We start from the raw sequence: 23,254 nt of genomic DNA, 5'->3' as shown, positions 1-23,254 counted from the left end.
AACCTCGTTATTTAGTAAAGGTAATTTGATGTACGCGGAAGTTTAATGGCAAAATATTATTTTTACGCCATTCTTGTTCTAAAGCATCAATATCAGTACTTTCATCGGTAATAACGATTCCGCAGTCACCATTACCGGCACCAGAAGTCTTAGCAGCACCACCAAATTTTTCAGCAATATCGATCAAATGAGTCAAGCGTGGAATTTCGATTGCAATGTGATTGATTTTTGCAAAGTGTTGTAAAATTTCACGGTTAACACGTATTTGCTTTTGAATTAAAGCAATGTCGTCTTCTTCAAAGCCTTTAACCATTTTAAGTACGCATTGGCGTGATGCGTTTAAGAATTGTTGATATTCATTATCAAGTGCAGCCTTGTTAGCATTAGTTTCATCGACCAAGCGAGAAGTGGATGCAGGCTTTTGACTCCATCCAATCATTAATTTCATCCCTTCAGGAGGGGTTAACAATTCAATATTAAGTCCTGGCCAAGCCTCATTGATAACGTCTGTTAAAGACTTAGTGGCCAATTCTTGCTTAAGCCAATTCTTATTAAAAGTTTGATATGCTAGCCAACCACCATATACGCTTGCCGCAATATCACCGGCCGAACCGTTGCCTTGTACGGAGTAGTGAGAGATAGCAGATAATTTGTATACTAATTCATTACTAAAATCAACACCGTAAAAACGCAAAATCGCCTTAACAGTAGCAACAGTAACGGCTGCACTTGAGCCTAAGCCGTACTTTTTACCATCTGCAGAGTCTAGATCTGAATTAACATGTAAATCATAGACGGTCATTTTGATATTTTGTTCAATACAATATTGTTCAGTAAATGAAATTGCTGAAAGGATGTATTCAAAAGGATTATCACGATTGTCAATTACCATCCTTGAGCCTTGACGAACCCAATGAATTGAACTTTGTGAATATTGTTTTGAATGAATTAAACCAGTGGTAGTTTTGCTTTTAGAAATAGAAACACGTACAAATTGATTTACTGCAACTAAAATTGCAGGACAATTTTGCTCTAAAACAGCATACTCACCAGCAATATATAACTTTCCGGGTGCTTTTTCTGTTATCAAAAGATTTTAATCCTCTAATCTATATTAAGCTTTATCACATAAGTGATTTCAGTCCAAGTAAGAAATTCCTGGGCCAAAACTTGCCTTAATTATATTAACATTATTAAATTCTGACTCAAAGATTTTTTTGATTTCTTTTATATTTCTTAATTGAGTCAAAATCTTAATATTGGGTCCGGCATCAATAGTGTAATAGCATTCAATTCCACGTTTACGTAAATCTTCAACTAATTTAATAGCATGAATTGTATCGGGCTCGAAATAAGTAAAACCAGGTTGAGCAGTTAAATTGATTGCATGCATTTCGCTAGCATTTAATTCAGCTATTTCGCCGAGTTTAGTAAAGTTATTATTTTTAATAGCGTCAATCATTTCACTTAATTCAAAATCATTGCGTTTAAGCCAAGACTCAAAGAATGGGGAAGACTGAGCATCTTTCATCCCCATAGTCGAGGAAATCTTCTTTTTATGACTGTTTAGCTCAACGGCTAAAAGATAAAGATCCATGTTGGGATGTTCATCAAGAGCATAAGCATATGAGCTTTCATCATCATGACCTTTTTGCCAAATAGCAAAGCCACCAAAAATTGAACGACTGGCAGATCCTGAACCAATTCGAGCTAACCTTGATAATTCTTGATTATCTACATTAAGGTCATAAAATCTTGTAAAAGCACCAGCAAGTGCGGCAAAAGCTGAACTTGATGATGCAAGTCCAGCTGCGGTAGGAACGTGATTGGTTGAATGAATGGTTAAGTTGCCTGAGACTCCAAATTTATGTTGGAGTGTATCGATGTATTTAAATACACGTTTTGTTGCCACTTCATCTTGCTTTTTATCGTTCAAGTAAAATTCCATATTTTCAGATTCTTCAATAGAAGTATCTGTATAAAAAGCATCTAGAGTCATGGAAAGGCTAGACATAAGTGGTAATCGCAGTTTAGCATCGGCCTTGCCCCAATATTTAATAAGAGCAATGTTAGTGTGTGCGCGCGCAGTTTTTTTCATTTAATATTTCCTTTATATTTTTTCGATCCAAAAATCACTAATTAAATCTTTGCTTTTTTCAGCAATTTCTTTTGCCATTTCGTCATTGTCGCATAGTGCAATGACAATGCCACCAAGTCCGCCACCGGAAAACTTAAAGCCAAGTGCGCCATTTTCATGAGCAATTTGCTTCAACTGATCAATTTTATGAGTAGAAAGACCAAACGAAGCCAAAATCTCTTGAGCTTCGTTGAAACAAGTACCAACTGCTTCCTTATCTTGAATCATCCAAGCTGCTTTAGTTTTATCTGCTAATTCGCCCAATCTTTCAATACGCTTATTAGCATCAACTGATTTATCAAGTTGAGAGCGGACTTTGGTTACAGCCTCGCGTGTATTTCCAAGTTGCCCTGTATCCATAATCAAGAGAGTAGCACCGAGCTTTGTTTCAAGTCTTTTAGGACCATCTTGCGTATTAAAGAAAACAAGATAGTCAGAATTTACAGTTGCAGCATCTAGTCCCGATGCTTTACCATGATTAATCATTTCTGCGTGATTGGTTACAGCCATAATTTCATCATGAGACATATTAAGCTTAAAGTAATCATTCATAGCTTTGGTAGTTCCTAAAGCTACAGTTGCACTTGACCCAAAGCCACGCTCCATTGGAATCTCGCCAGTATAGGTAATTTTAAGCTTTTCATTGCTATTGGCTTTTTCAAGCATAGTTTTAACAACGTATTTTAAACCGTCATATTCATTAGGTGCATCAAATAATGGGCCATGATAGCGTTCTGTGTCCATCCAGTCTTCGTCATTAGGCTCAACAGTTGTTTTAATATGCAATGATTTAATGGGCATGCAAAGCGCATCATAACCATAAACAACAGAGTGTTCACCAATAAGAATTACTTTTCCATGTGTTAAATAACTACTTTTCATTAATTTTTCCATTCCTAAGTTTTATTTTTAATGAATAAAAAAGCTCCTATGCTAAAATAAAATACAAGGAGTTAACGAACAAATGATCAAAATTATTACAGGCCGTCAAACTGACCCATTACAAGAAAAAATTCTGGAACAAGCAGTAGAAAATTACAGACAACATCCAGAATATGAAACTTTCATCATCGTTCCAAATCATATTAAGTTTACCACAGAAATTAAGGCAATAAATAGACTGGCTCTTAGTCAAGACAAAGAAGAAACTTCTGTAAAGAATTTGCAAGTTTTATCTTTTTCAAGATTAGCGTGGTATTTCTTAAAAGATGCAGAAATGGGCTTGCCAACGCAGCTTGATGATGCGGCTGCAGCAATGCTTTTATCTAAGATAATTGATAAGCATCGTCCAGAACTAGATCTGTTTAAGAATGTAAATGTCAATTCTGGTTTAGTGAAACAGCTTTACGATACAATATTGCAAGTATATGATGGTAATCTTGATTTAGAAACTTTAAATACTGAGAATTTAGATCGTGAAACTGAAGGGAAAATACATGATTTAAAGATAATATATAATGATTTTCTAAAAGAAATTGCAGGAAAATTTTCAACTAAAAATGAAGTTCAGTTACAAATGAATGAATTATTAGCTTCAAAAGTTGATCTTTCGAATGCAAGTTTTTACTTTACAGATTTTTCACATTTTTCATTGCAAGAATCATTGACTATCCGGTTGCTTATGATGAAAGCGAAAAATGTTACGTTAGCTTTCAAGACTCGAATTGGTGAAATTAATTCTGCAGCTGAACCGGGAGATTATGATTACATTATTCAGCAAACTATCAAACATTTAACTGATTTTCTTACCAAAAGAAGCATTGATTTTGAACAAGAAATTTATCCGCTTAGTCCTAAACAAAATAAACGAGAAATTTTAAATGGCATCTGGACAGAAACGCTTCCTAAAATTGATGAACTTAAAAATGTCCAATTGGTTAAGGCAGATTCTCGATATGCGGAAGCATACTTTGTTGCCCGAACAATTTATCAACAAGTAGCATTGAGCAATTATCGTTATCAAGATTTCTTGATTTTAGCGCCGAATTTACATGAGTATGAAACTTATTTAATTCCAATTTTACGTCAAAATAAGATCCCATTTTTCAACGATTTGCAACAGGAAATGAAGTATCACCCTTTAGTTGTTTTAATTGAAAATTTGGCTGCACTTCTCAAGAGACCATGGCAAAGTACAAATATTTTAGCGATTTTAAAGACAAGATTGCTTATTCCTTCATGGTATCAAGATGAGGCCGCATTTATTCATGATATTGATGAGCTAGAAAATTTTGTTTTAGCTCATGGGATTAATCATAATTCTTGGAAACGTAACTTTTCTGAATATGTGGCAGCAGACGTTATTAGACTGGATAAGATGCCCGATGAAGTAGCGAAAATTGACAAATTGCGTGCTTACATAGTTGATAAAATTAACTCGCTTTTTACGTCTTTAGGGGATGAAAAAAGTAGCCAAAAAGCAATTACGATTTTCTTTAATTTTTTAGCCGATAATGGTGTTGCTAGTCAATTAGAAAAATGGCGCGATACAGCTAATGAAGCAGGCGATTTGCAACAAGCACAACAGCCTGAACAATTATGGGATTTGTTAATAACGCTTTTAAAGGATTATCTTTTAATTAATCCTGATGAATTTGAAACTAATAGCTTTTTTGAAATGCTGATTAGCAGTTTTCGTCAAGCAAATTTCTCACAAATTCCATCAACACTTGATGCTGTCAATATTTCAGAAATTGGTATGGTACAAAATACAGGCTATAAACAGGTCTTTATTATTGGAGCGACAGCTGGCAATTTACCAAGTATTCAAAAAACACCGGGATTCTTGAGTTCGGAAAATATTGAAAATATGAAACCGGGCTTTGCAGATGATGCTTATCTTGAAGATCGTCAGCAAGTGAATAACTTGGATCAAAATTATCAATTTGGTTTAGCTTTGGCTTTAGCACAGGACAAAGTTTACTTGTCTTATCCTGTTCTAAATGCTGCTAATGAAGAACTAGAACCATCAATTTTTTATGAGCGCTTAAAGCAAAACAATGCTCCCGAAATGGCTCAACATGACTTGCCAGAGAAGTTACAAGATGTTTTATCATTTATCACCAATCCAGACGCCAGTTTGGGTTATTTGGCATATTTAAATTCGATTGCACCAAATAAAACTATTAGCAATTTGCTTAGTTTATCTAAAGAAAGCATCCCTGAAAAGACTAAAACCGTTATAGAAGCCAGCGAGTTTGACAATAATCCTGAAGATATTGATGCATCCCTTGCACAAGAACTATATGGTCAAAATCTTAATTCATCAGTTTCCCAGCTTGAAACTTACTACGAAAACTCTTATGAGTATTTTTTAAATTATGGATTGCGTTTACGCAAACGTTTTGAAAACGAATTTGACGTTATCCAAGCAGGTAACTATTTCCATGAAACTTTCGATCGTTTAGTAAAAGAATTAAACAATAAGCATCTTAACTTAGCTGATATTGACCAAGTAGAAATGGAAAAATTGCTTAGTCTTGCACGTGAGGCTATGAAAGATGAAAAGAAATATTCACAATTAATGGACGATCCATTTAATCAATATTTATTTAAATGTTTGGATCACACCACTTCAAAAGTCGCAAACAATTGGCGTCGCTCACTTAAGCAAACCCCACTTCGGGCTAAATATTCAGAGCTAAGTTTTGGCTCAGGTGAAAAAGTTAAAGGATTAAAATTAGCTTTGCCAGATTTAGCAGGAAATCACCATGTAAATTTGCGCGGAAAAATGGATCGTGTTGACCTAGCACCAATATCTGGAAAGAATCAAATTTTGGCACAAGTAATCGACTATAAGTCTTCGGCTAAAAAATTCGATTTGGGGATGTTCTATAACGGTATTGCTTTACAGATGGTTTCTTATTTAGATGTTTTAAGCAAAAATAATCAATTCTTTGCTGGAAATAATGACTTATCACTTTTAGGCGCATTCTATCAAACAATTACCCGACAGCTTGATCGTTTAAACGGCAAAGATTTAATAGGCGCTAATTTACAAGTGAAAAATAATGCATTAGATGGAAAGCCTAAGCTAATGTATACAGGTTTAATTTCAAATGATCCAATTTTGTTAACAGAAGCTGAACCGCTTTTAGATGATAAGCAAGTAAACTCCCAAATATATTCTGGAATTAAAACAAAGAAAAATGGTGGCTTTACTTTACCAAGCAATACTAACTTTAGCGAAGATGAAATTAAGATGTTGCTTGACTATGACGAATTTCTAATTAAAGAGGCTTCAACCGAAATTTTATCAGGAAAAATAAAACTCAATCCATACCGTTATGGTAAAACTCGCAATGCTTTAACTTATTCAGATTATCGCGATATTTTCTTCTTTGATGCAATGCTTAGACAAGATCAATATCATGATATTAATAGTATGAATAAGAAAGAATTGTTGGAAAAAATCAAAGAAAAATTGAACAAGGAGGAAGATTAATGCCGTCATTTACTGAAAAACAACAAGAAGCTATTGATGAGCGTGGCAAAGACATTTTAGTCTCTGCTTCAGCGGGTTCGGGTAAAACTACTGTCCTTGTTCAGCGTGTGTTAAAAGAAATTATGTCAGGCATTAGCGTTGATCAATTGCTGATAGTTACGTTTACCAAGGCTGCAGCCGAAGAAATGAAGGCAAGAATTAAGTTGGAATTGACACAAGCTTTGCGCAATGCAAACGGCAATCGAAATTATTTACGCAGACAACTTAATTTAATTGATACAGCTAATATTTCTACGATTGATGCTTTCTGTTTAGACGTCATTCATCGCTTTTACTATGCTGTTGATCTCGATCCAAGTTTTAGTATTTTAACTGATGAGACTCAGGCAGCATTGTTAAAAGAACGTGCCTTAAAAGAAATCGAAAGTGAATATTTAGAAGACCAGGATAAAGATTTTATTAGTTTTTATGATAATTTCTCGGGGGACAGGGATGCAGATTCAGCCCGAGATTTATTACTAGATTTGTATAATTTTGCTATGGCTAAGCCGGATTATAAAGAATGGCTAAAAGATTTACCTCGAAAATATGTGATTAATAATCAAGAACTAGTTAAAAGCAAGTTATGGCAAGATAATATAAAAAAGCATTTAATTGACACTTTTAGTGGTCTAAAGAAAAAAATAGATCAACTTTTAGTTGCTACGCAAATGGATACTAAAGAGTTAGCTAAAGTTAAAGAAGATTTTGCTATTTTTGATCAAAATTTGACTACTTTTATTACTGGGCTTACTGAAGACAAGTCATATGATGAATTGCGCTCCTTATTAAGAGGTTGTGTTTTTACAGGCAAATATCGCAAATCTAAGAAATGGGATGAAGATTTGCTCGACTTCTATGAAGAGGCACAAGCTTTAAAAGATGAAGCTAAAACACAAATTTTTGATACTTATGCGTCATTTTTGGCAAGTGATGAAAAAGAGCAACTTAAAGTAATGGATAAGGGACAGAAAATCATGTCTGCTATTAGCAGAGCTGAACTTTCCTTAATTGAGCGGTTTAATAAGCTAAAAAGAGAAGAAAATCTTCTTGATTATAGCGATATGGAACAACTTGCTTATCAAATTCTTAGTCAAGACATTTCTAACTCACAAATGGCACGTGACTTTTATCAAAATAAATTTAAAGAAATTTTGGTTGATGAGTATCAGGATATTAATGCTTTGCAAGAAGGAATTATCCAAACTATCAAGAATGGCAAAACTAATAATCTCTTTATGGTAGGGGATGTTAAGCAGTCTATTTATGGTTTCCGTCAAGCTGAGCCAACTTTATTCTTAGAGAAATATCATAAATTCGGTAAGGAAGAAAATACTAATGAAAAACGTATCGTACTTGCCGATAACTTCCGTTCAACTGAACCAGTTACTAAAATCGTTAATAAAGTTTTTAAGACAGTAATGAGCGATAATTTTGGCGGCATTGATTATCGAAAAGAAGGACAGTTGCTTTTTGGTGCAAAATATTATCCTGAGCATTTAAGTCAAGCTAGCGAAATTATTTTTCATGAGAAAAAACAAAGTAGCAATTTTGATTCTGATGATAACGGTGAAATTGATTATTCAGAAATCCAAATGGTAATTGACCGCATTAAGCAATTCAAACAGGAAAAATTACAGGTCTATGATGCACGTGAAAATAAAAAACGTGATTTCCGCTATAGCGACATTGCTATCTTGACACGTAGTCGTAGCAATAACCTAGAAATCATGCAGGAATTTGCTAAAAATAATATTCCTTTGTTCATTACTGATGCGGAAAATTACTTCCAAACTTTTGAATTAACAATTATGATGGATTACCTCAAGATTATTGATAATCCTGATCAAGATATTCCTTTAGTAACGGTTTTAAGATCACCTTTATTTAACTTTAACGAAGAAGAGCTCGCTAAAATTCGTATTAACAATAAACAAGCAAGCTTTTATAGTGCGCTTTTGTCGTATGTTTCAATGAATAATGATCTTAGTGATAAAATTAAAAACTTTTTAAATCAATTATCTGATTTAAGAGATTTTGCTACTAATCATCGAATTTCCGAGTTGATTTGGAGCATTTATGAGCGAACTAGTTTGCTGGAAATTATGACTGCTTTGCCTAATGGAGAACAGCGTCGCGTTAATTTAGAAGCTCTTTATGAACGAGCAACTTCGTATGAAAGTGCCGGTTTTAAGGGACTTTATCAATTTATTAATTTTATTGATCGTATGCGTCGTAGTCAAAAAGACCTTGCTCAGCCACTTTTAACTAAGGAAGCCGGTAATGCAATTAGATTAATGACAATTCACGGGTCAAAAGGTTTGGAATTTCCAATTGTCTTTTACGTAGGGATGGAACATCGCTACCAAATGAGAGATTTACGTGGCAATTATGTAATAAATAATGATGGAATTGGCCTAACTATTAAGCAGCCCCAATATCGAATTGATACTTTAGTTAAAGCAATTGGAAATGTGGAAAAGAAACGTCAGATTCTTGAAGAAGAATCACGTATTTTATATGTTGCATTGACACGCGCCAAGCAAAAACTGATTCTAGTAACAGAAATTCCAAGCTTTGAAAAGAATGTTCAAAAATGGCGCCAAGAATTAAGCGTTGGCGAGCAGTTATCATTAAGTGACAAATTATCAGCTAACAGTCCATTAAGCTTTGTGGGGCCAGCTTTAGCATTTGATCGTCAGGTTCCACAAAAGTTAACAGATATCAGCGAAGCAATTGATCAAAGTCAAGATATCTTGTATGTTAAGTACGATGAGCCAATTAGTGACGTGGTTGAAGCTGATGAAAAAAGCAACGAGCAAAATGATGAGTACAATTTGCTTACTAAGACGGCTAAGCGACTTTATGATTTTAAGTATCCATTTAGGGATGCTAGTCAAACAACGGCTTATCAAGCTGTTTCTGAAATTAAAAGCGCATTTAATGATCCAATTGATAGTGAACTTGAGAATGCTCATTTAATCACTTCAACTAATCGTTATTTGCAGCCGATTGATACTAAGCCTAATTTCTTATTTGAAACTAAATTTACTGGTGCAGAAATCGGAACGGCTACGCACTTAATTTTGCAATACTACAATTATGAAGGAACAGGCGATGAAGCTGATCTTGATAATGAGATTCAAGATTTAATTGTCAAGAAAAAGCTAAATCCTGATATTGTACCAAGCCTCCATAAAGATGAAATTCTTTGGTTCACTCATAGCGACTTTGCTAAAGAGTTTTGGAATCATCCTGATAACTTAAAGCGTGAAGTGGATTTTTCAAGCATCGCTTCTGCTAAAAAATTGTTTAAAGATTTTAGTGATCCTCATGCTAAAATCCTGGTCCACGGTACAATTGATGGTTATTATATAGCAGATGATGGTATCATTTTGTTTGACTACAAGACAGATTATGTTGATCAGAATCATTTAGATGTCGCTATTCAAAAGATAAAAGACAAATATACTGGTCAGCTTCGTTTATATGAACAGGCATTAAACGAATTTGCACCAGTAAATGTTAAGAGTAAGTATTTAATTTTGTTAGATGCTAAAAAAATTGTCCAAGTAGATTAAAATATATAAGGTAATACAGAAAGGAGGCTAGAGAATGACTGTTTTTGATAAGGATACTTTCGCAGTAGTCGATCTAGAAACCACAGGAACGCAAAGAGAAAACAATAATCACATTATTCAATTTGGCTGTGCAATTATTAAGCACATGAAAGTAGTTAAGACTTATTCATTTATGATTAACCCACATCGTGAAATTCCCTTGTCAGTTCAAAACTTGACAGGAATTCATGATGAAGATGTTCAAGATGCTAAAGATTTTTCATATTACGCTCCACAAATTATTGATATTTTAAAAGATACTGTATTTGTAGCGCACAACGTGAACTTTGATTTTCCGTTTTTAAATTATGAATTAGTTGAACATGGTTATGAACCATTAACTATCAAAGCTATTGACACAGTTGAACTTGCTAAAATTGCTTTTCCAACTTTGCCTTCTTATAAGTTGAGCGATTTAACAGCACAGTTAAAAATCAAGCATTTAAATCCGCATAAGGCTGATTCAGATGCTTACGGTACGGCAGTTTTATTAATTAAAATTATCAAGCGATTAGAAAGATTGCCTCAAGCTACTTTAAATACGCTTAGCTCGCTTTCTCAAGGACTGATCAGAGATACTTCATGGGTATTTACGTCAATTGCTAATGAATATCGTAAGCAAAAGCATCCCCTTGCAAAGGAATACATGCAAGTAAGAAACATTGTCTTACAAAAGCAGACTCACAATCTGGCTAATAATAATTCAGGAGAAGATAATCATTTTCCTATTAATGATCAAACTAAACGTAAGCTTTTTGCGAATAAAATAAATTATCGTAAGGCTCAAGTTGATTTAATTAATCATATTCATCAATTTATTAATAATCCTTTGGAAAGAGCAATGCTTGTTGAAGCTCCAAATGGAACAGGAAAGACATTTTCATATTTATTTAGTTATGCTTACCAGCTTTATTCAAGCAGAAAATTGGTAGTAGCAGCTCCGACTAAAGTTTTGCAGGATCAAATCATCGAACAAGAAATCCCACAAATGCTGAAAATTACTAAGCTTGATCTTACTGCTGAAGTAGTTAAAGCAAGTAGTCATTTTATTGATCTTGACGGTTTCGTACAAACCATTTTTAGCAATAGTCCTAATAAACCAACACTTGTATTGCAAATGCAAATTTTGGTTTGGCTGACAGAAACTAAAACTGGGGATATGATGAGCTTCAGCTTACTAGCTATAGTAATCCAATTTTTACGCAGATATCTCATCCAGGGGATGCCAGAGTCAGCAGCAAATTTGCGGAAGTCGACTTTTGGAATTTAGCAAGAGAACGACAAGAGGCGGCCGATATCTTGGTCACTAATCATGCATATTTAGCAAATCACTATATGGATACTATCTGGGGACAAAATCCATATTTAGTAATTGATGAGGCACATCGATTTACAGATAACGTTATTACTTCTCGTAATGATGCACTGCGTTTTGAATCACTCTGGGGAAGTTTAAGTCGTTTGAGAAATCTATTGTACTTTTCAGAAGATAGTGTGCAAAATCAGTTTTCTGAAAATGTAGAAATTAATTTCTTATTGAAGAATCTTGATCCTGAGATCCTTGATTTAATTTATACAATTAATGATTTGCAGAAGATTCTTTATTCGCGAAAAGAAGAAGCTATTAATAAAATTATTTTACCTAATGGTAATCTAGAGCTAAGTTTTCCTGGAAAAGTGTTATTTCCTAAAGATAGTGAATTTCTTGATAAAATGTCCAGCTTCGTACAAAAATTAGAGAATGTACGTCAAAAGACAAATCAGATCTTATTTAACTTATATCAAGACCATAGTTCTATTCCATCTGGGGATGATTCTTTGTTAAGTGATATTACAGAGGAGATTGATCAATTAGATTACTATACAGAAAAGAGCTATCAATTAACGGATCTTATTTCTAGTGAAGATAATCTTGATCAAGGCGGCTTTGTACTTATTGCAACCAATCCAGATGATCCATTAAGTACTAATTTGCACTGGATGATGCTCGATGCTTCTAGAGAATTAAGGCAAATCTATTCTCGTTTTGATCATTTGCTTTTTGTTAGTGCTACGCTTACTAGCAATGAGAATTTTGACTATGCAATAAAGCAATTGGCCTTAGAAGATATGGACCCAATTACTTATATTGGAAAGAGCAGTTTTGATTTAAATAAGCATTTAGAAGTCTTAGCTGTAGAGGATATGCCTAAACCAGATAGCGATGAATATCTTGAATCCTTAGACGATATCTTAATTAATGATCTTGAGAATAAAAATCATGTGCTTTTGCTGATGACTAACTTAGATAAAATTCATGATGTATTTGTAGAGATAGTGAATAATCCTAAGCTAAAAGATTTTGAAATTTTAGCTCAGGGTTTATCAGGATCCAATAACCGGATTGCCAAACGTTTTTCAATTGCTCCTAAAGCAATTATTATTGGAGCAGATAGTTTCTGGGAAGGGATCGATTTCCATGATCAAGGAATTGATTTGGTTATAGCAAGTAAACTTCCATTTGAATCTCCAGATCAACCAGAAGTTAAATTACGACAAAAACGTTTAGAAGATAAAAATATAAATGTTTTTGAAAATGACAGTATTCCACGAGCATTGATTCGTTTCCGTCAGGGGATGGGTAGACTGATTCGTGGAGAACAAGATCATGGTCAGTTTGTAATTTTAGATTCACGTTTATGGACAAAAGATTACGGGAAGATCTTTTTACAAGCTATCCCAGTAAAAGTACAAAAGGTAAGTCAAAAAGGTTTAAAAGATAAGTTAGATAATTATGATCCAAGATGACACAAGACAAACAATTAAATTTATAGTTTGGGTAGTTGTAATAGCTATTGTTGCATATATTGCCAGCGTGGTGATTTTCTATCGAGCAGGTACTCCAAGTCGTAATAATGAGCGACAGATTTCACAAATTGCTTTAAAAAAGACGCCGATTAAAAATGTAGATACTTATTATCACTTGGATAGAGGGGTTAATAGTTATGCTCTTAAGGGAACTAATGCTAAGGGCAAGAACTATTACTTTATTTATTTACCTAAGTCAAAAAAGGCGTATATTTATCCTTCAAATAAAGGTGTGAGTGAAAAAAGGGTGAGGGATGCATATAAATCCTCTCATTCAAATTCTCAAATTAGCAATGTGAACTTAGGCTGGTATCAAGGAAAAGCGGTTTGGGAAGTTTCTGCTAAAACTAAGTCTGGCAACTATAATTATGTTTTATATGACTTTAAAGATGGAAATGAAATAAACTCAGTCGCCAATTTATAGATTTTTTGGTATCATATATGCTGTATTGAAAGATAAAAAGGTGGATAGGATTTATGACAGAATTGATTTCAATTAAAGATTCTTCCAAACACGTTGACGAAGAAGTCAAGATGCATGTTTGGTTAACAGATAAACGTTCAAGTGGTAAGATCATCTTCTTACAATTACGTGATGGTACTGCATTTTTCCAAGGTGTTATTCGTAAGAATGATGTTTCAGAAGAAGTTTTTGAAGCTGCTAAGACTTTACGTCAAGAAGCTAGTTTCTACATTACTGGTACTGTTCACAAGGATGAACGTTCACACTTCGGCTACGAAATTCAAATTTCAGATTTAAAGGTTGTAAGCAACAACGAAGGTTACCCAATTGGTAATAAGGAACACGGTGTTGACTTCCTTCTTGATCACCGTCACTTATGGTTAAGATCTAAGCGGCCATTTGCAATTATGCAAATTAGAAACACTATGTTTAGAGCAACTGTTGACTTCTTTGAAAAAGAAGGCTTCGTAAAATTTGATGCACCTATCTTCATGCACTCAGCTCCAGAAGGTACTACACAATTATTCCACGTTGACTACTTCGATCACGATGCTTACTTATCACAATCAGGTCAACTTTATGGAGAAGCTGGTGCTATGGCTTTTGGCAAGATCTTTACTTTTGGTCCTACTTTCAGAGCTGAAGAATCAAAGGGTCGTCGTCATATGACTGAATTCTGGATGATGGAACCAGAAATGGCTTGGATGCACCAAGATGAATCATTGGATCTCCAAGAAAGATACTTGGCTTACATGGTTAAGCAAGTTTTGGAAAACAATGAATACGAACTTAAGATTTTAGGTCGTGATCCTGAAAAGCTTCGTCCAACTACTGAAGGTAACTTTGTTCGTCTTTCTTACGATGATGCTGTAAAGATGCTTCAAGAAGCTGGTCGTGACTTTAAGTGGGGCGATGACTTTGGTGCTCCTGATGAAGGTTACATTTCTGAACAATATGATCGTCCAGTATTTATCATGAACTATCCAACCTCAATCAAACCATTCTACATGAAGAAGAATCCTGATAATCCTAAGGAATACTTATGTGCTGATGTTATTGCACCAGAAGGCTATGGTGAAATCTTTGGTGGTTCTGAACGTGAAGGTAACTACGAAGTTTTGAAGCAACAAATCCTTGATGCAGGTCTTAATCTTGAAGATTACCAATGGTACCTTGACTTGCGTCAATTCGGTGGTGTTCCTCACTCAGGCTTTGGTATGGGCTTTGAAAGAACAATTGCTTGGATTTGTCACCTTGACCACATTCGTGAAGCAATTCCATTCCCAAGATTGATTAACAGAATGCAACCTTAATAAAAATAATTAATATAATGAAAAAGAGATTGGATATTTTCCAATCTCTTTTTTGAAGGGAAATGTTTATGCATTTTAATGATTATCGAGCTTTAGGTTTTACGACATTGCAAAATGGCCTAATAGCTTATTATCCACAACTTCAAATTACTGATGCAGAATTGATTTTAATCATTCAATTAGAAGCATTTTTTCAACGAGGCGAGCAATTTCCAACTAATGAAAAAATAGCGGCTAATACTAATCTATCTGTTAATGATGTTGCGACCTTGATTCAAAATCTCATTGACCATAAATATTTAGCAATTGATCAAACTACAGATCCGCAAGGTAGAATTGGCAACCGTTACAATTTAAATGGTCTTTATAGTAAATTGGATGATTTTATTCAAAAAAATATTATGGTGAGGAATCAGACTAACTCTAAAAGCGCCCCAGTTGTTTCTGACAGCTTAGAAAATAATCCTTTGAATAAATTATCCAGACAATTTGAAATTGAATTTGGACGCTATTTAAGCCCAATTGAGCGTGAAGAAATTGCATCATGGTTAAATTTGGATCATTATATGCCAGAAATAATTGAAATGGCTTTACGTGAAGCTGTACTTTCACAAGCATATAGTCTTAAATATGTGGATCGAATTTTGTTAAATTGCAACGCCATAATTTAAAAACGCCTGCTGAAGTAAGACAATTCTTACAAAGGAATAGATAATGTCAAAAGAAGAATTATTAAACGATGAAGAAGCACGTCATGTACTTCAAAGAATTGATGAGATGTATCCAGATGCAAAAAGTGAATTGCATTGGGATAATAATTTTCATTTGCTGTGTGCTGTTTTAATGAGCGCTCAAACTACTGATAAAATGGTAAATCGTGTTATGCCGAAATTTATGGAGGATTTTCCAACTCCAGAATCTTTAGCAAATGCTTCAATTGCTGAAATTGAAGATCATATTAAACAAATTGGACTTTATCGCTCAAAAGCAAAACATTTAAGCGCAACGGCTAAAATCCTAGTTGAAAAATATAATAGTAAAATTCCTGAAGATAAAAAGACTTTGATGACCTTGCCGGGAGTAGGAGAAAAAACGGCAAATGTTGTATTAGCGGAAGGATTTGGAGTACCAGCCATAGCCGTTGATACGCATGTTTCTAGAATTTCTAAAAAATTTAAAATTGTAAACCAAAATGCTACTCCTCATGAAATTGAAAAAAGACTAGAAGAATTGTTGCCGAAAGATGAATGGATTCATACACACCATGCTATGATCATGTTTGGGCGTTATACAATGCCAGCTAGAGCAAAAAATCCAGATCCATATTCATATTTGCCACCTGAAAAATAAAATAATAATCGGTATCAAAAAAGCATCTCACTACAACATTGAGATGCTTTTTATATTTATAATAAAACTTTAATCATCATCTTTTTTTCCACTATCAGCATTAGTCTTCTCTTCTTTCCGGCTAGATTGGGTTGTGGCTGGAGCGGAAGAAGAACTTTGAGCTGATGACTGACGGTAGATGATTGATGACTATTTTCTCTGGTTGGTTCACTAGTTCTTGATGATGAATTTGACTGTGATGTTGAACCATTTTGAGTATTAGTTGTAACAGAGTCATTGTCATTATTTTGTGTATTATTAGAGCGGTTCGTATTAGAATCTGTTTCCTCATCATCTTCGTCATAGCTTGCTGAATTATCATCAGTTATTCCAGCAGGAGCATGTCCACGAACAAATAATTGCCATTGACCACTTTGACCAGCAGAGGCAACTTCAGGTGGATTTGAGTTCTTAACGATTTTAGCTCTAATTACAGATGAGGGTTTTTTCCAATTAATATTAGGCTTATTTTGCATCAAATAAGTCATCATACTCTTGTACATTAATTGAGCAGAATTTTGACCTACGCCAGAAATAGTTCCATCTTTCAAATTATCGTAACCTGTCCAAACCCCCATAACGTAGCTTCTAGTGTAACCTACAAACCATGAATCTTTAGGAGTTGAATTATAAGCAGGGTATTTTGCTAAATCTTCGTCTGAATACTTAACAGTACCTGTTTTACCAGCTTGATACAAATCATCAATTTTAGCATTTTTACCTGAGCCAGATTTAATTACGCCCTTAAGCATATCTGTAATCATATATGCTGTAGATTTCTTCATAACTCTAATGCCACTAGAATCATAATTTCTAGTTAAACCATCTGGAGTTTCAATCTTAGAAACGAATTGTGGCTTATGATAGATACCATTTGCAGCAAAAGCACTATATGCACCAGACATTTGTAAACTTGAAGCATTAGCACCAATAGCTACAGATAAACCAGAATTAGAAGGAACATTAATACCCATTCGACGAGCAAATTTTGAAGCCTTTTTGACGCCAACATCTTGTAAAGTTTTAACAGCAGGGACATTACGAGATTGTTCCAATGCATAACGCATTGTCATTGCCCCTTCATATTTATTATCCCAGTCATAAAGCTGAATATTTGTACCTGGGTAAACGTATTTACTATCATCCAATATCTTTGCTGTTGACCAATTTAAGTACTGAATGGCGGGAGCATAGTCTAAAACAGGTTTGATTGATGATCCGGTTGAACGGCCAGTTTGAACTGCACGGTCAAGACCTAATTGAACAGAAGGTAAGTGACGTCCACCAAGAATTGCTACAACATGACCATTATTTGGATCAACAACAGTTGCCCCAATTTGCATTTTGTCATTTGTAAATGGAACACTACCATCATTTGCTAACTGATAAAGTTTATTTTGGGCTTTTTGATCGATATTAACAGTAATTTTTAAATTATCATTATATGGGTCAAAACCTTTTGCCTTAACTTCTGCAATTACTTCTTTGATATATGGGTCATCAATTTGGCGAATCTTAGATTCAGAATTTCCTCTATGGTGAACTAATCCTTTTTTGATACTTTCGTTTACAGCTTGATCATATTGGGCTTGCGTAATTTTTTTGTTTTCAAGCATTGTCTTCAAAACAATATTACGACGATATCTTGCCTTTTCTGGATATAAGTAAGGATCATAAGCAACGGGAGCATTTGGCATCCCAGCAATTAAAGCTGTTTGAGCTAAATCTAGCTTTTTCAAGCTCTTGTTATAGTAATAATTGGCTGCTGTACCCATGCCATAATTACCATAGTTCATAAATACTTTATTAATATAGAATTCCAAGATTTGATCTTTGCTGAATTCTCTTTGAACTTTCATGGCAATCCAAGCTTCTTGAGCTTTTCTCTTTAAGGTACGTTGCGAAGCTGCAGTTGAAAAGGCTGTTAATTTTACCAATTGTTGAGTAATTGTTGAACCACCGGCTGCAATGCTATTGCTTTTTGCATTAGTAAGCATAGAACCTATAATTCTGACTGGATCGATTCCTAATCGATCATTATAAAAACGCTTATCTTCTACAGAAACAATTGCATCTTTTAATTGTTGAGGAATTTTATCATTTTTAACATAAATTCTTTTTTCTGAGCCTAATGATAATAAAAATTTTCCATTATTCGTATAAAGAGCAGAAGTTCCACCGCTTTGAAGTTGATCCTGACTAACATTAGGTGCATCTTTTGCATAGAATGCAAATAAACCTATTCCAGAAACAACAACTAACAAAACGATTAAGAAAAACCATTTAATTATTCGAGTCCATAAATGCTTTGAGGCTCGTTGTGCTTCTCTTTGCCTCATTCTACGTCCAGAATTATTTTCTCTATTTGCCATTATTTACTTTCCTATCTGCAATAAAATGATCAACTGCTATTAAGTAAGGTAGAGTAGGGTGAAACCCACTTTTAATCTCAATAGAGTGATCCTCTATTTCTTGTAAAGTCATTGAACTCTTGTCTTTTGTATTCCATGCATGAATAACAAAACTGGCAGGAGTCACAAAGTATCGTTCTAAACTTGTAAAACCAATTATAGTAAAACAGATACCTTGTTGTTTTAAACATTCATCTAAATGAAAAATTTGGTGTTCATGAAAGTTCTTTAAAGGAAAATTAGTTTTGTTTTTTGTTTCCTTAGCTTCAAAATCCAAATAGTAACCTTTGTATACGCCATTATAGTCAGTAGTAGAGGCTTGTCTAAAATAAGCTTCACGAATAACAGCTTTTGATCTTTTAGGATAATCAACTTTTACTATTTGAATTGGAGTTGGCTTTTTGTGAACAACTGCAATTTCTTCTTGTAGATAATATTTATTTGACTCATTAATTTGCTGTTCAAGGGTCATACCACGATCTGAAAAGTTTACACCTTTCCGGTGTTGATATGATTTTCGAACTTTTGGCTTTTTTGCTGTTTTTCTAAAAGCGGCCAAGCTGCCGCTCGGATATTTGACCATCAACTTCACTCCTGTTAGCATTATAGCAATAAAGAAACGTTTTTTGAATAAAAGGGAGCTTTTGCATAATGCAACGTCTATGGGTTACCGGATATCGCAGTTATGAATTAAATACTTTTAGCGATAAAGATCCTAAAATTACTATTATAAAGTATGCACTCAAAAGTTATTTTACAAATTTACTTGAAAATGGTGAAATGGATTGGATTATTACTGGCGCAAATCTGGGCGTTGAACAATGGGCCGCAGAAGTTGGCGTTGAACTCAGAAATGATTACCCAGTTCAAGTTTCAATGATGACACCATATGAGGAATTTTCAAGTCGTTGGAATGAAAATAATCAAGCTAAGTTTATCAATTTAAAAGAAAAAGTTGATTTTTATGCTTCTACTTCAAATACTACTTATAAAAGCCCTGTACAGTTAAGAAATTATCAAAACTTTATGCTTCTTCACACCGATCGTGCTTTAATGATTTATGATGAAGAACATCCTGGTAAACCCAAGTTTGATTATAATTTAATCAAACAATATCAAGAAACTAATGATTATCCGTTAGATTTAATTGATTTTTATGATTTGCAAGATATAGCAGAGGAATATTCAGAGAATCATCGCCCCAATAATTATTACGAATAATTAAATGTTTAAACTTTTGTTAACTTGTTTCATACTGTCAGCGTTTTTGCTAAAATAGGCTTGAATGTAAAAGGAGCTGTTTATTAATGGCAGATTTAAACGATATTAAATTATCATCACAAGATATTTTAAAAAAACAATTTAGAAATAAAGTAAAAGGATATGATCCCGATGAAGTGGATGCATATCTTGATCAAGTGATTTCAGATTACGAAACTTTTCATCAAATTATTGAAGATTTATACGGTCAACTTGGTAAACTTCAACGCGAATTAATGGAAGCAAAAGCTAAAAGTAAAACTGTGGCGGCTGCTCCAGTTAACAAAGAACACGAAGAGGTTAAAACATATACACCTAGAAAGAGACGTATGCCTGTTACTTCAATTGAAGATAATGAAAATGATGGTCAAGGTGAAATTTCAACTAATATGGCAATCATTCAAAGAATTTCTACTCTTGAAAGAAAAGTTTACAATCTTGAACAACGAGTATATGGCTTGCAAAAATAGGCTTACAAATTTGGTAAGTTTTGCTATAATACTTTATAGTGTGAATTTTGAGCGGTCGCGGTTAGCTTTTGCTAGCTGAGGAAAGTCCACGCACGCACAGGCTGCGATGTCTGTAGTGTTCGTATTCAGCCTAATAAGCTGGAGGATCTTTTTAAGATCACGGCGGAAAAAGCGCTAAGTCTTCGGATATGCGTTAATATCCTGAAAAGTGCCACAGTGACGAAGCAAAATCGAAAACGATTTTGGTGGAACGAGGTAAACCCTGCGAGCGTGCAACCCAAATTTGGTGGGGGCGTTTCGATCTAAGAAATTGAACTAAAGATCGGGTTATTGCTTTTGCAATAAAGATAGATGGCTGCTAAAGGTGATTTTGCCAATAATCACTGGAACAGAACGTGGCTTATAGAGATTTACACTGGCAGAGTTGAACTTCTTAGGGAGTTCAACTCTTTTTTTAATTTAACGAATGAAAGAGAATTTAATGAAAAAATATCAATTATACGCAACTATGGGAGCCGGGTTTGAAAGTGTTGTCGCAAAGGAACTTCAAAGCCTAGGTTATAAAACTACAAATGAAAACGGTAGAGTATTTTTTGAAGGCACACAAGCTGACATTGTAAAGACAAATTTATGGTCAAGAACTGCTGACAGAATTAAGATTTTACTTAAAGAATTCACAGCTATGGACTTTGATACTTTATACAATGAAGTATATGAATTTGATTGGGCACAGTTATTACCAGTTGATGCTAAATTTCCTGTTCAAGGTCGAGCAGTAAGATCAAAATTACACTCTGAACCAGATGTTCAGTCAATTGTTAAAAAGGCAATTGTTGACAAGATGATGGATCAATACCATCGTCGTGGCTTTTTGCCTGAAAGTGGTAGTGAATATCCATTAGATGTTCATATTTATAAAAATAAAGCCAGAATTTCTCTTGATACGACTGGCGCAAGTTTATTTAAGCGCGGATATCGTGTTGAACACGGTGGTGCACCTCTTAAAGAAAACTTCGCAGCAGGCTTATTAAAATTAACACCTTATAACGGTACACACCCAATCATTGATCCAATGACAGGATCTGGAACCTTAGCAATCGAAGCAGCTTTAATTGCTAAAAATGTAGCTCCCGGATCTTGGCGTGATTTTGCATATGATAACTTTGATTGGTTTGATTCTAAATTACACAAAGATGCTTTAGAAGAAGCTAAAACTCAAGTCAAATCTATCGAAGCACCGATTTGGGCAAGTGATATTGATCAATCAATTTTAGAAATAGCTAAACTTAACGCTCATAATGCTGGCGTATTGCAAGATATTCGTTTTAAACAAGTCGCTGTTAAAGACTTTGCAAGTGATTTGGAAAATGGCATTATTATTGCCAATCCACCATACGGTAAAAGATTAAAGGATAGAGAGTCGGCCGAAGAACTTTATAGACAAATGGGTGACGTATTCCGTCCAATGGAAAGCTTTAGTCAATATTACTTAACCGCTGATCCAAAATTTGAAGAATGTTTTGGTAAAAAGGCAACAAAGAAACGTAAATTATTTAATGGTAATTTGCGTGTTGATTTCTATCAATACTGGGCAAATAGAAAATGATTACGAATGATCTGAATACAGAAATATGGGTTATTTCTGATACGCACTTAATTGCTGATAATTTACATGATAATGGTCAAGCCTTTTCTCAAATGCAAAAAACTAGTCAAGGCAAAGATTTATATTATCAAGAAACAGCTTTAAGTGCATTTTGCCGGATGGCTAATGAAAAAAAGCCTGCTGCAATTGTTGTAACAGGTGATGTAACTTTTAATGGTGAACGCGAATCTGCTGAACGTTTTGCTAAGATATTTAGATCGTTAAAAGATACAAAACTTTTAGTTATTCCCGGTAATCATGATATTTTTGATGGTTGGGCTCGTGAATTTCGTGGTAAAAAGCAGTTTTATGCTGGTGAGATTAGTCCAATGTTTTGGAAATCTATTTTTTCAAAATGCTACCGTGCTTCTGAGGATGAAGATTCAAGTTCATTAGCTTATAGTGTTCAATTGAACCCTAATTATTTATTATTAATGCTTGATTCAAATTATTATGGCAAGGAAGAAACAACTGAAGCTCCTCATACTAATGGTGGTATTAGTAAAGATGAGTTAAAGTGGATTGAATCACAGTTAAAAAAGGCTAGTCAAGATAATTTACGTCCTATTCTTTTTATGCATCATAACTTATATGCACATAATCCGGCTGTTGATCGTGGTTATGTCTTAGACAACGCAGATGATTTAAGAAGGTTATGTTCACGTTATAATGTGAAGATGGCTTTTTCTGGTCATATTCATGCGCAAAATATTCTTGGTCCACAAGATATGACGCCAACTACCGAAATTGTAACTTCCAGCTTTTGTTCTAATGATCAGGGATATGGAGTAGTTAGATTTCATAATCATCATATCAGTTATGTACGAAAAGTTTTTGATATGACGCCATATCTTACAGATGAAGAAAAGAAAAATTATACTTTATCACATTTTCATGAATATCTAGAAGATTTACAATTAGGATCAATTGCAGCCCATTTGATGCAAAGCGATATGAAAAAATTTCATAATAATATTGATTTGATTCGTGGCATGGGAAGATTATTTGCAAGTATGAATTATAACTTTTATACTGGTCATAATTATTTGAAGCAATCTAAATTGGATGAAGTTCATGACACTGAAGCTTATAAAACTTTAATTAAGCAACATCCAGAATATCGTTTATATTTAAAAACTTTATATGATACCTCGGATCATAGTAATTTAAATGTGAAAATTCGGTATTAATTTAAATAAATAATAGGTGAATGATA

14 protein-coding genes, 1 other RNA gene and 2 pseudogenes are annotated in these 23,254 nt (G+C 34.1%); 12 read left to right on the top strand and 5 right to left on the bottom strand.

The annotated features are described in order from the left end of the window. Positions 1 to 7: 7 nt before the first annotated feature. From JCM6256_RS03880 to mvk, 3 genes are read right to left on the bottom strand one after another with little or no spacing between them, the layout of a single operon-like run. Entirely contained in the window at positions 8 to 1,090 is a 1,083-nt protein-coding gene (locus tag JCM6256_RS03880) for a phosphomevalonate kinase (protein WP_025080489.1), read from the bottom strand. A gap of 48 nt (positions 1,091 to 1,138) precedes the next feature. Continuing rightward, on the bottom strand, positions 1,139 to 2,098 hold the full coding sequence (mvaD, locus tag JCM6256_RS03875) for a diphosphomevalonate decarboxylase (RefSeq protein ID WP_025080488.1): 960 nt from the start codon (positions 2,096 to 2,098) through the stop codon (positions 1,139 to 1,141). A gap of 12 nt (positions 2,099 to 2,110) precedes the next feature. Next, on the bottom strand, positions 2,111 to 3,019 hold the full coding sequence (mvk, locus tag JCM6256_RS03870) for a mevalonate kinase (protein ID WP_025080487.1): 909 nt from the start codon (positions 3,017 to 3,019) through the stop codon (positions 2,111 to 2,113). A gap of 82 nt (positions 3,020 to 3,101) precedes the next feature. On the opposite strand from mvk, the gene JCM6256_RS03865 reads away from it, so the two are divergent. The 7 genes and pseudogenes from JCM6256_RS03865 (at position 3,102) to nth (ending at position 16,213) form a co-directional block, all read left to right on the top strand. Then, positions 3,102 to 6,581 (top strand): PD-(D/E)XK nuclease family protein, encoded by a 3,480-nt coding sequence (locus JCM6256_RS03865; RefSeq protein ID WP_025080486.1) that lies wholly within the window; start codon positions 3,102 to 3,104, stop codon positions 6,579 to 6,581. After that, complete coding sequence (addA, locus tag JCM6256_RS03860; RefSeq protein ID WP_025080485.1) at positions 6,581 to 10,201, top strand: helicase-exonuclease AddAB subunit AddA; 3,621 nt, start codon at positions 6,581 to 6,583, stop codon at positions 10,199 to 10,201. The genes JCM6256_RS03865 and addA overlap by 1 nt, the downstream gene beginning before the upstream one ends. A 34-nt stretch (positions 10,202 to 10,235) precedes the next feature. After that, positions 10,236 to 13,027: pseudogene (locus JCM6256_RS09645) on the top strand (helicase C-terminal domain-containing protein). Beyond that, positions 13,014 to 13,511 carry a hypothetical protein gene (locus tag JCM6256_RS03850; protein WP_025080484.1) on the top strand — a complete coding sequence of 166 codons (498 nt, stop codon included), beginning with the start codon at positions 13,014 to 13,016 and terminating at the stop codon, positions 13,509 to 13,511. Before JCM6256_RS09645 ends, JCM6256_RS03850 begins: the two are co-directional and overlap by 14 nt. 53 nt (positions 13,512 to 13,564) lie before the next feature. Then, positions 13,565 to 14,863: an asparagine--tRNA ligase gene (gene asnS / locus JCM6256_RS03845; protein WP_025080483.1), complete on the top strand. Its 1,299-nt coding sequence runs from the start codon at positions 13,565 to 13,567 to the stop codon at positions 14,861 to 14,863. Between the two features lie 68 nt (positions 14,864 to 14,931). Further along, positions 14,932 to 15,578 (top strand): annotated as a pseudogene (locus JCM6256_RS09640) (DnaD domain protein). After that, entirely contained in the window at positions 15,578 to 16,213 is a 636-nt protein-coding gene (gene nth / locus JCM6256_RS03835) for an endonuclease III (protein WP_025080482.1), read from the top strand. The pseudogene JCM6256_RS09640 and the gene nth overlap by 1 nt, the downstream one beginning before the upstream one ends. Before the next feature lie 56 nt (positions 16,214 to 16,269). Here the strand turns inward: nth and JCM6256_RS09635 are convergent, their stop codons facing one another. Together JCM6256_RS09635 and recU are read right to left on the bottom strand one after the other, a co-directional pair. Next, a complete protein-coding gene (locus tag JCM6256_RS09635) occupies positions 16,270 to 18,624 on the bottom strand; it encodes a PBP1A family penicillin-binding protein (RefSeq protein ID WP_155833150.1) in 2,355 nt (784 codons plus the stop codon). Beyond that, a complete protein-coding gene (recU, locus tag JCM6256_RS03825; RefSeq protein WP_025080481.1) occupies positions 18,614 to 19,246 on the bottom strand; it encodes a Holliday junction resolvase RecU in 633 nt (210 codons plus the stop codon). Before recU ends, JCM6256_RS09635 begins: the two co-directional genes overlap by 11 nt. 68 nt (positions 19,247 to 19,314) lie before the next feature. On the opposite strand from recU, the gene JCM6256_RS03820 reads away from it, so the two are divergent. The 5 genes from JCM6256_RS03820 to JCM6256_RS03805 all read left to right on the top strand — a co-directional run bounded on the left by JCM6256_RS03820 (position 19,315) and on the right by JCM6256_RS03805 (position 23,228). Then, on the top strand, positions 19,315 to 19,884 hold the full coding sequence (locus JCM6256_RS03820) for an SLOG family protein (RefSeq protein ID WP_025080480.1): 570 nt from the start codon (positions 19,315 to 19,317) through the stop codon (positions 19,882 to 19,884). An 86-nt stretch (positions 19,885 to 19,970) separates the two neighbouring features. Then, complete coding sequence (locus JCM6256_RS03815; RefSeq protein ID WP_025080479.1) at positions 19,971 to 20,393, top strand: cell division regulator GpsB; 423 nt, start codon at positions 19,971 to 19,973, stop codon at positions 20,391 to 20,393. Between the two features lie 43 nt (positions 20,394 to 20,436). Next, positions 20,437 to 20,801: RNase P RNA component class B (gene rnpB, locus JCM6256_RS10480), an RNA gene on the top strand. 73 nt (positions 20,802 to 20,874) lie between these two features. Next, entirely contained in the window at positions 20,875 to 21,999 is a 1,125-nt protein-coding gene (locus JCM6256_RS03810) for a THUMP domain-containing class I SAM-dependent RNA methyltransferase (protein WP_025080478.1), read from the top strand. Then, a complete protein-coding gene (locus JCM6256_RS03805) occupies positions 21,996 to 23,228 on the top strand; it encodes a metallophosphoesterase family protein (RefSeq protein WP_025080477.1) in 1,233 nt (410 codons plus the stop codon). Before JCM6256_RS03810 ends, JCM6256_RS03805 begins: the two co-directional genes overlap by 4 nt. The last annotated feature ends 26 nt before the right edge of the window (positions 23,229 to 23,254 follow it).

It is taken from the genome of Lactobacillus hamsteri DSM 5661 = JCM 6256 (genome assembly GCF_000615445.1).
Lineage (GTDB): Bacteria > Bacillota > Bacilli > Lactobacillales > Lactobacillaceae > Lactobacillus > Lactobacillus hamsteri.
The sequence above is the reverse complement of the archived record's forward strand: the minus strand, read 5'-3'. Positions and strand labels throughout refer to the sequence as shown.

Coding starts and splice junctions, on each gene's coding strand:
- asnS (WP_025080483.1), top strand. CDS start 13,565: ATGACAGAATTGATTTCAATTAAAGATTCTTCCAAACACGTTGACGAA.
- JCM6256_RS09635 (WP_155833150.1), bottom strand. CDS start 18,624: ATGGCAAATAGAGAAAATAATTCTGGACGTAGAATGAGGCAAAGAGAA.
- JCM6256_RS03820 (WP_025080480.1), top strand. CDS start 19,315: ATGCAACGTCTATGGGTTACCGGATATCGCAGTTATGAATTAAATACT.
- JCM6256_RS03805 (WP_025080477.1), top strand. CDS start 21,996: ATGATTACGAATGATCTGAATACAGAAATATGGGTTATTTCTGATACG.
- JCM6256_RS03810 (WP_025080478.1), top strand. CDS start 20,875: ATGAAAAAATATCAATTATACGCAACTATGGGAGCCGGGTTTGAAAGT.
- JCM6256_RS03850 (WP_025080484.1), top strand. CDS start 13,014: ATGATCCAAGATGACACAAGACAAACAATTAAATTTATAGTTTGGGTA.
- JCM6256_RS03815 (WP_025080479.1), top strand. CDS start 19,971: ATGGCAGATTTAAACGATATTAAATTATCATCACAAGATATTTTAAAA.
- nth (WP_025080482.1), top strand. CDS start 15,578: ATGTCAAAAGAAGAATTATTAAACGATGAAGAAGCACGTCATGTACTT.
- recU (WP_025080481.1), bottom strand. CDS start 19,246: ATGGTCAAATATCCGAGCGGCAGCTTGGCCGCTTTTAGAAAAACAGCA.
- mvaD (WP_025080488.1), bottom strand. CDS start 2,098: ATGAAAAAAACTGCGCGCGCACACACTAACATTGCTCTTATTAAATAT.
- JCM6256_RS03865 (WP_025080486.1), top strand. CDS start 3,102: ATGATCAAAATTATTACAGGCCGTCAAACTGACCCATTACAAGAAAAA.
- addA (WP_025080485.1), top strand. CDS start 6,581: ATGCCGTCATTTACTGAAAAACAACAAGAAGCTATTGATGAGCGTGGC.
- mvk (WP_025080487.1), bottom strand. CDS start 3,019: ATGAAAAGTAGTTATTTAACACATGGAAAAGTAATTCTTATTGGTGAA.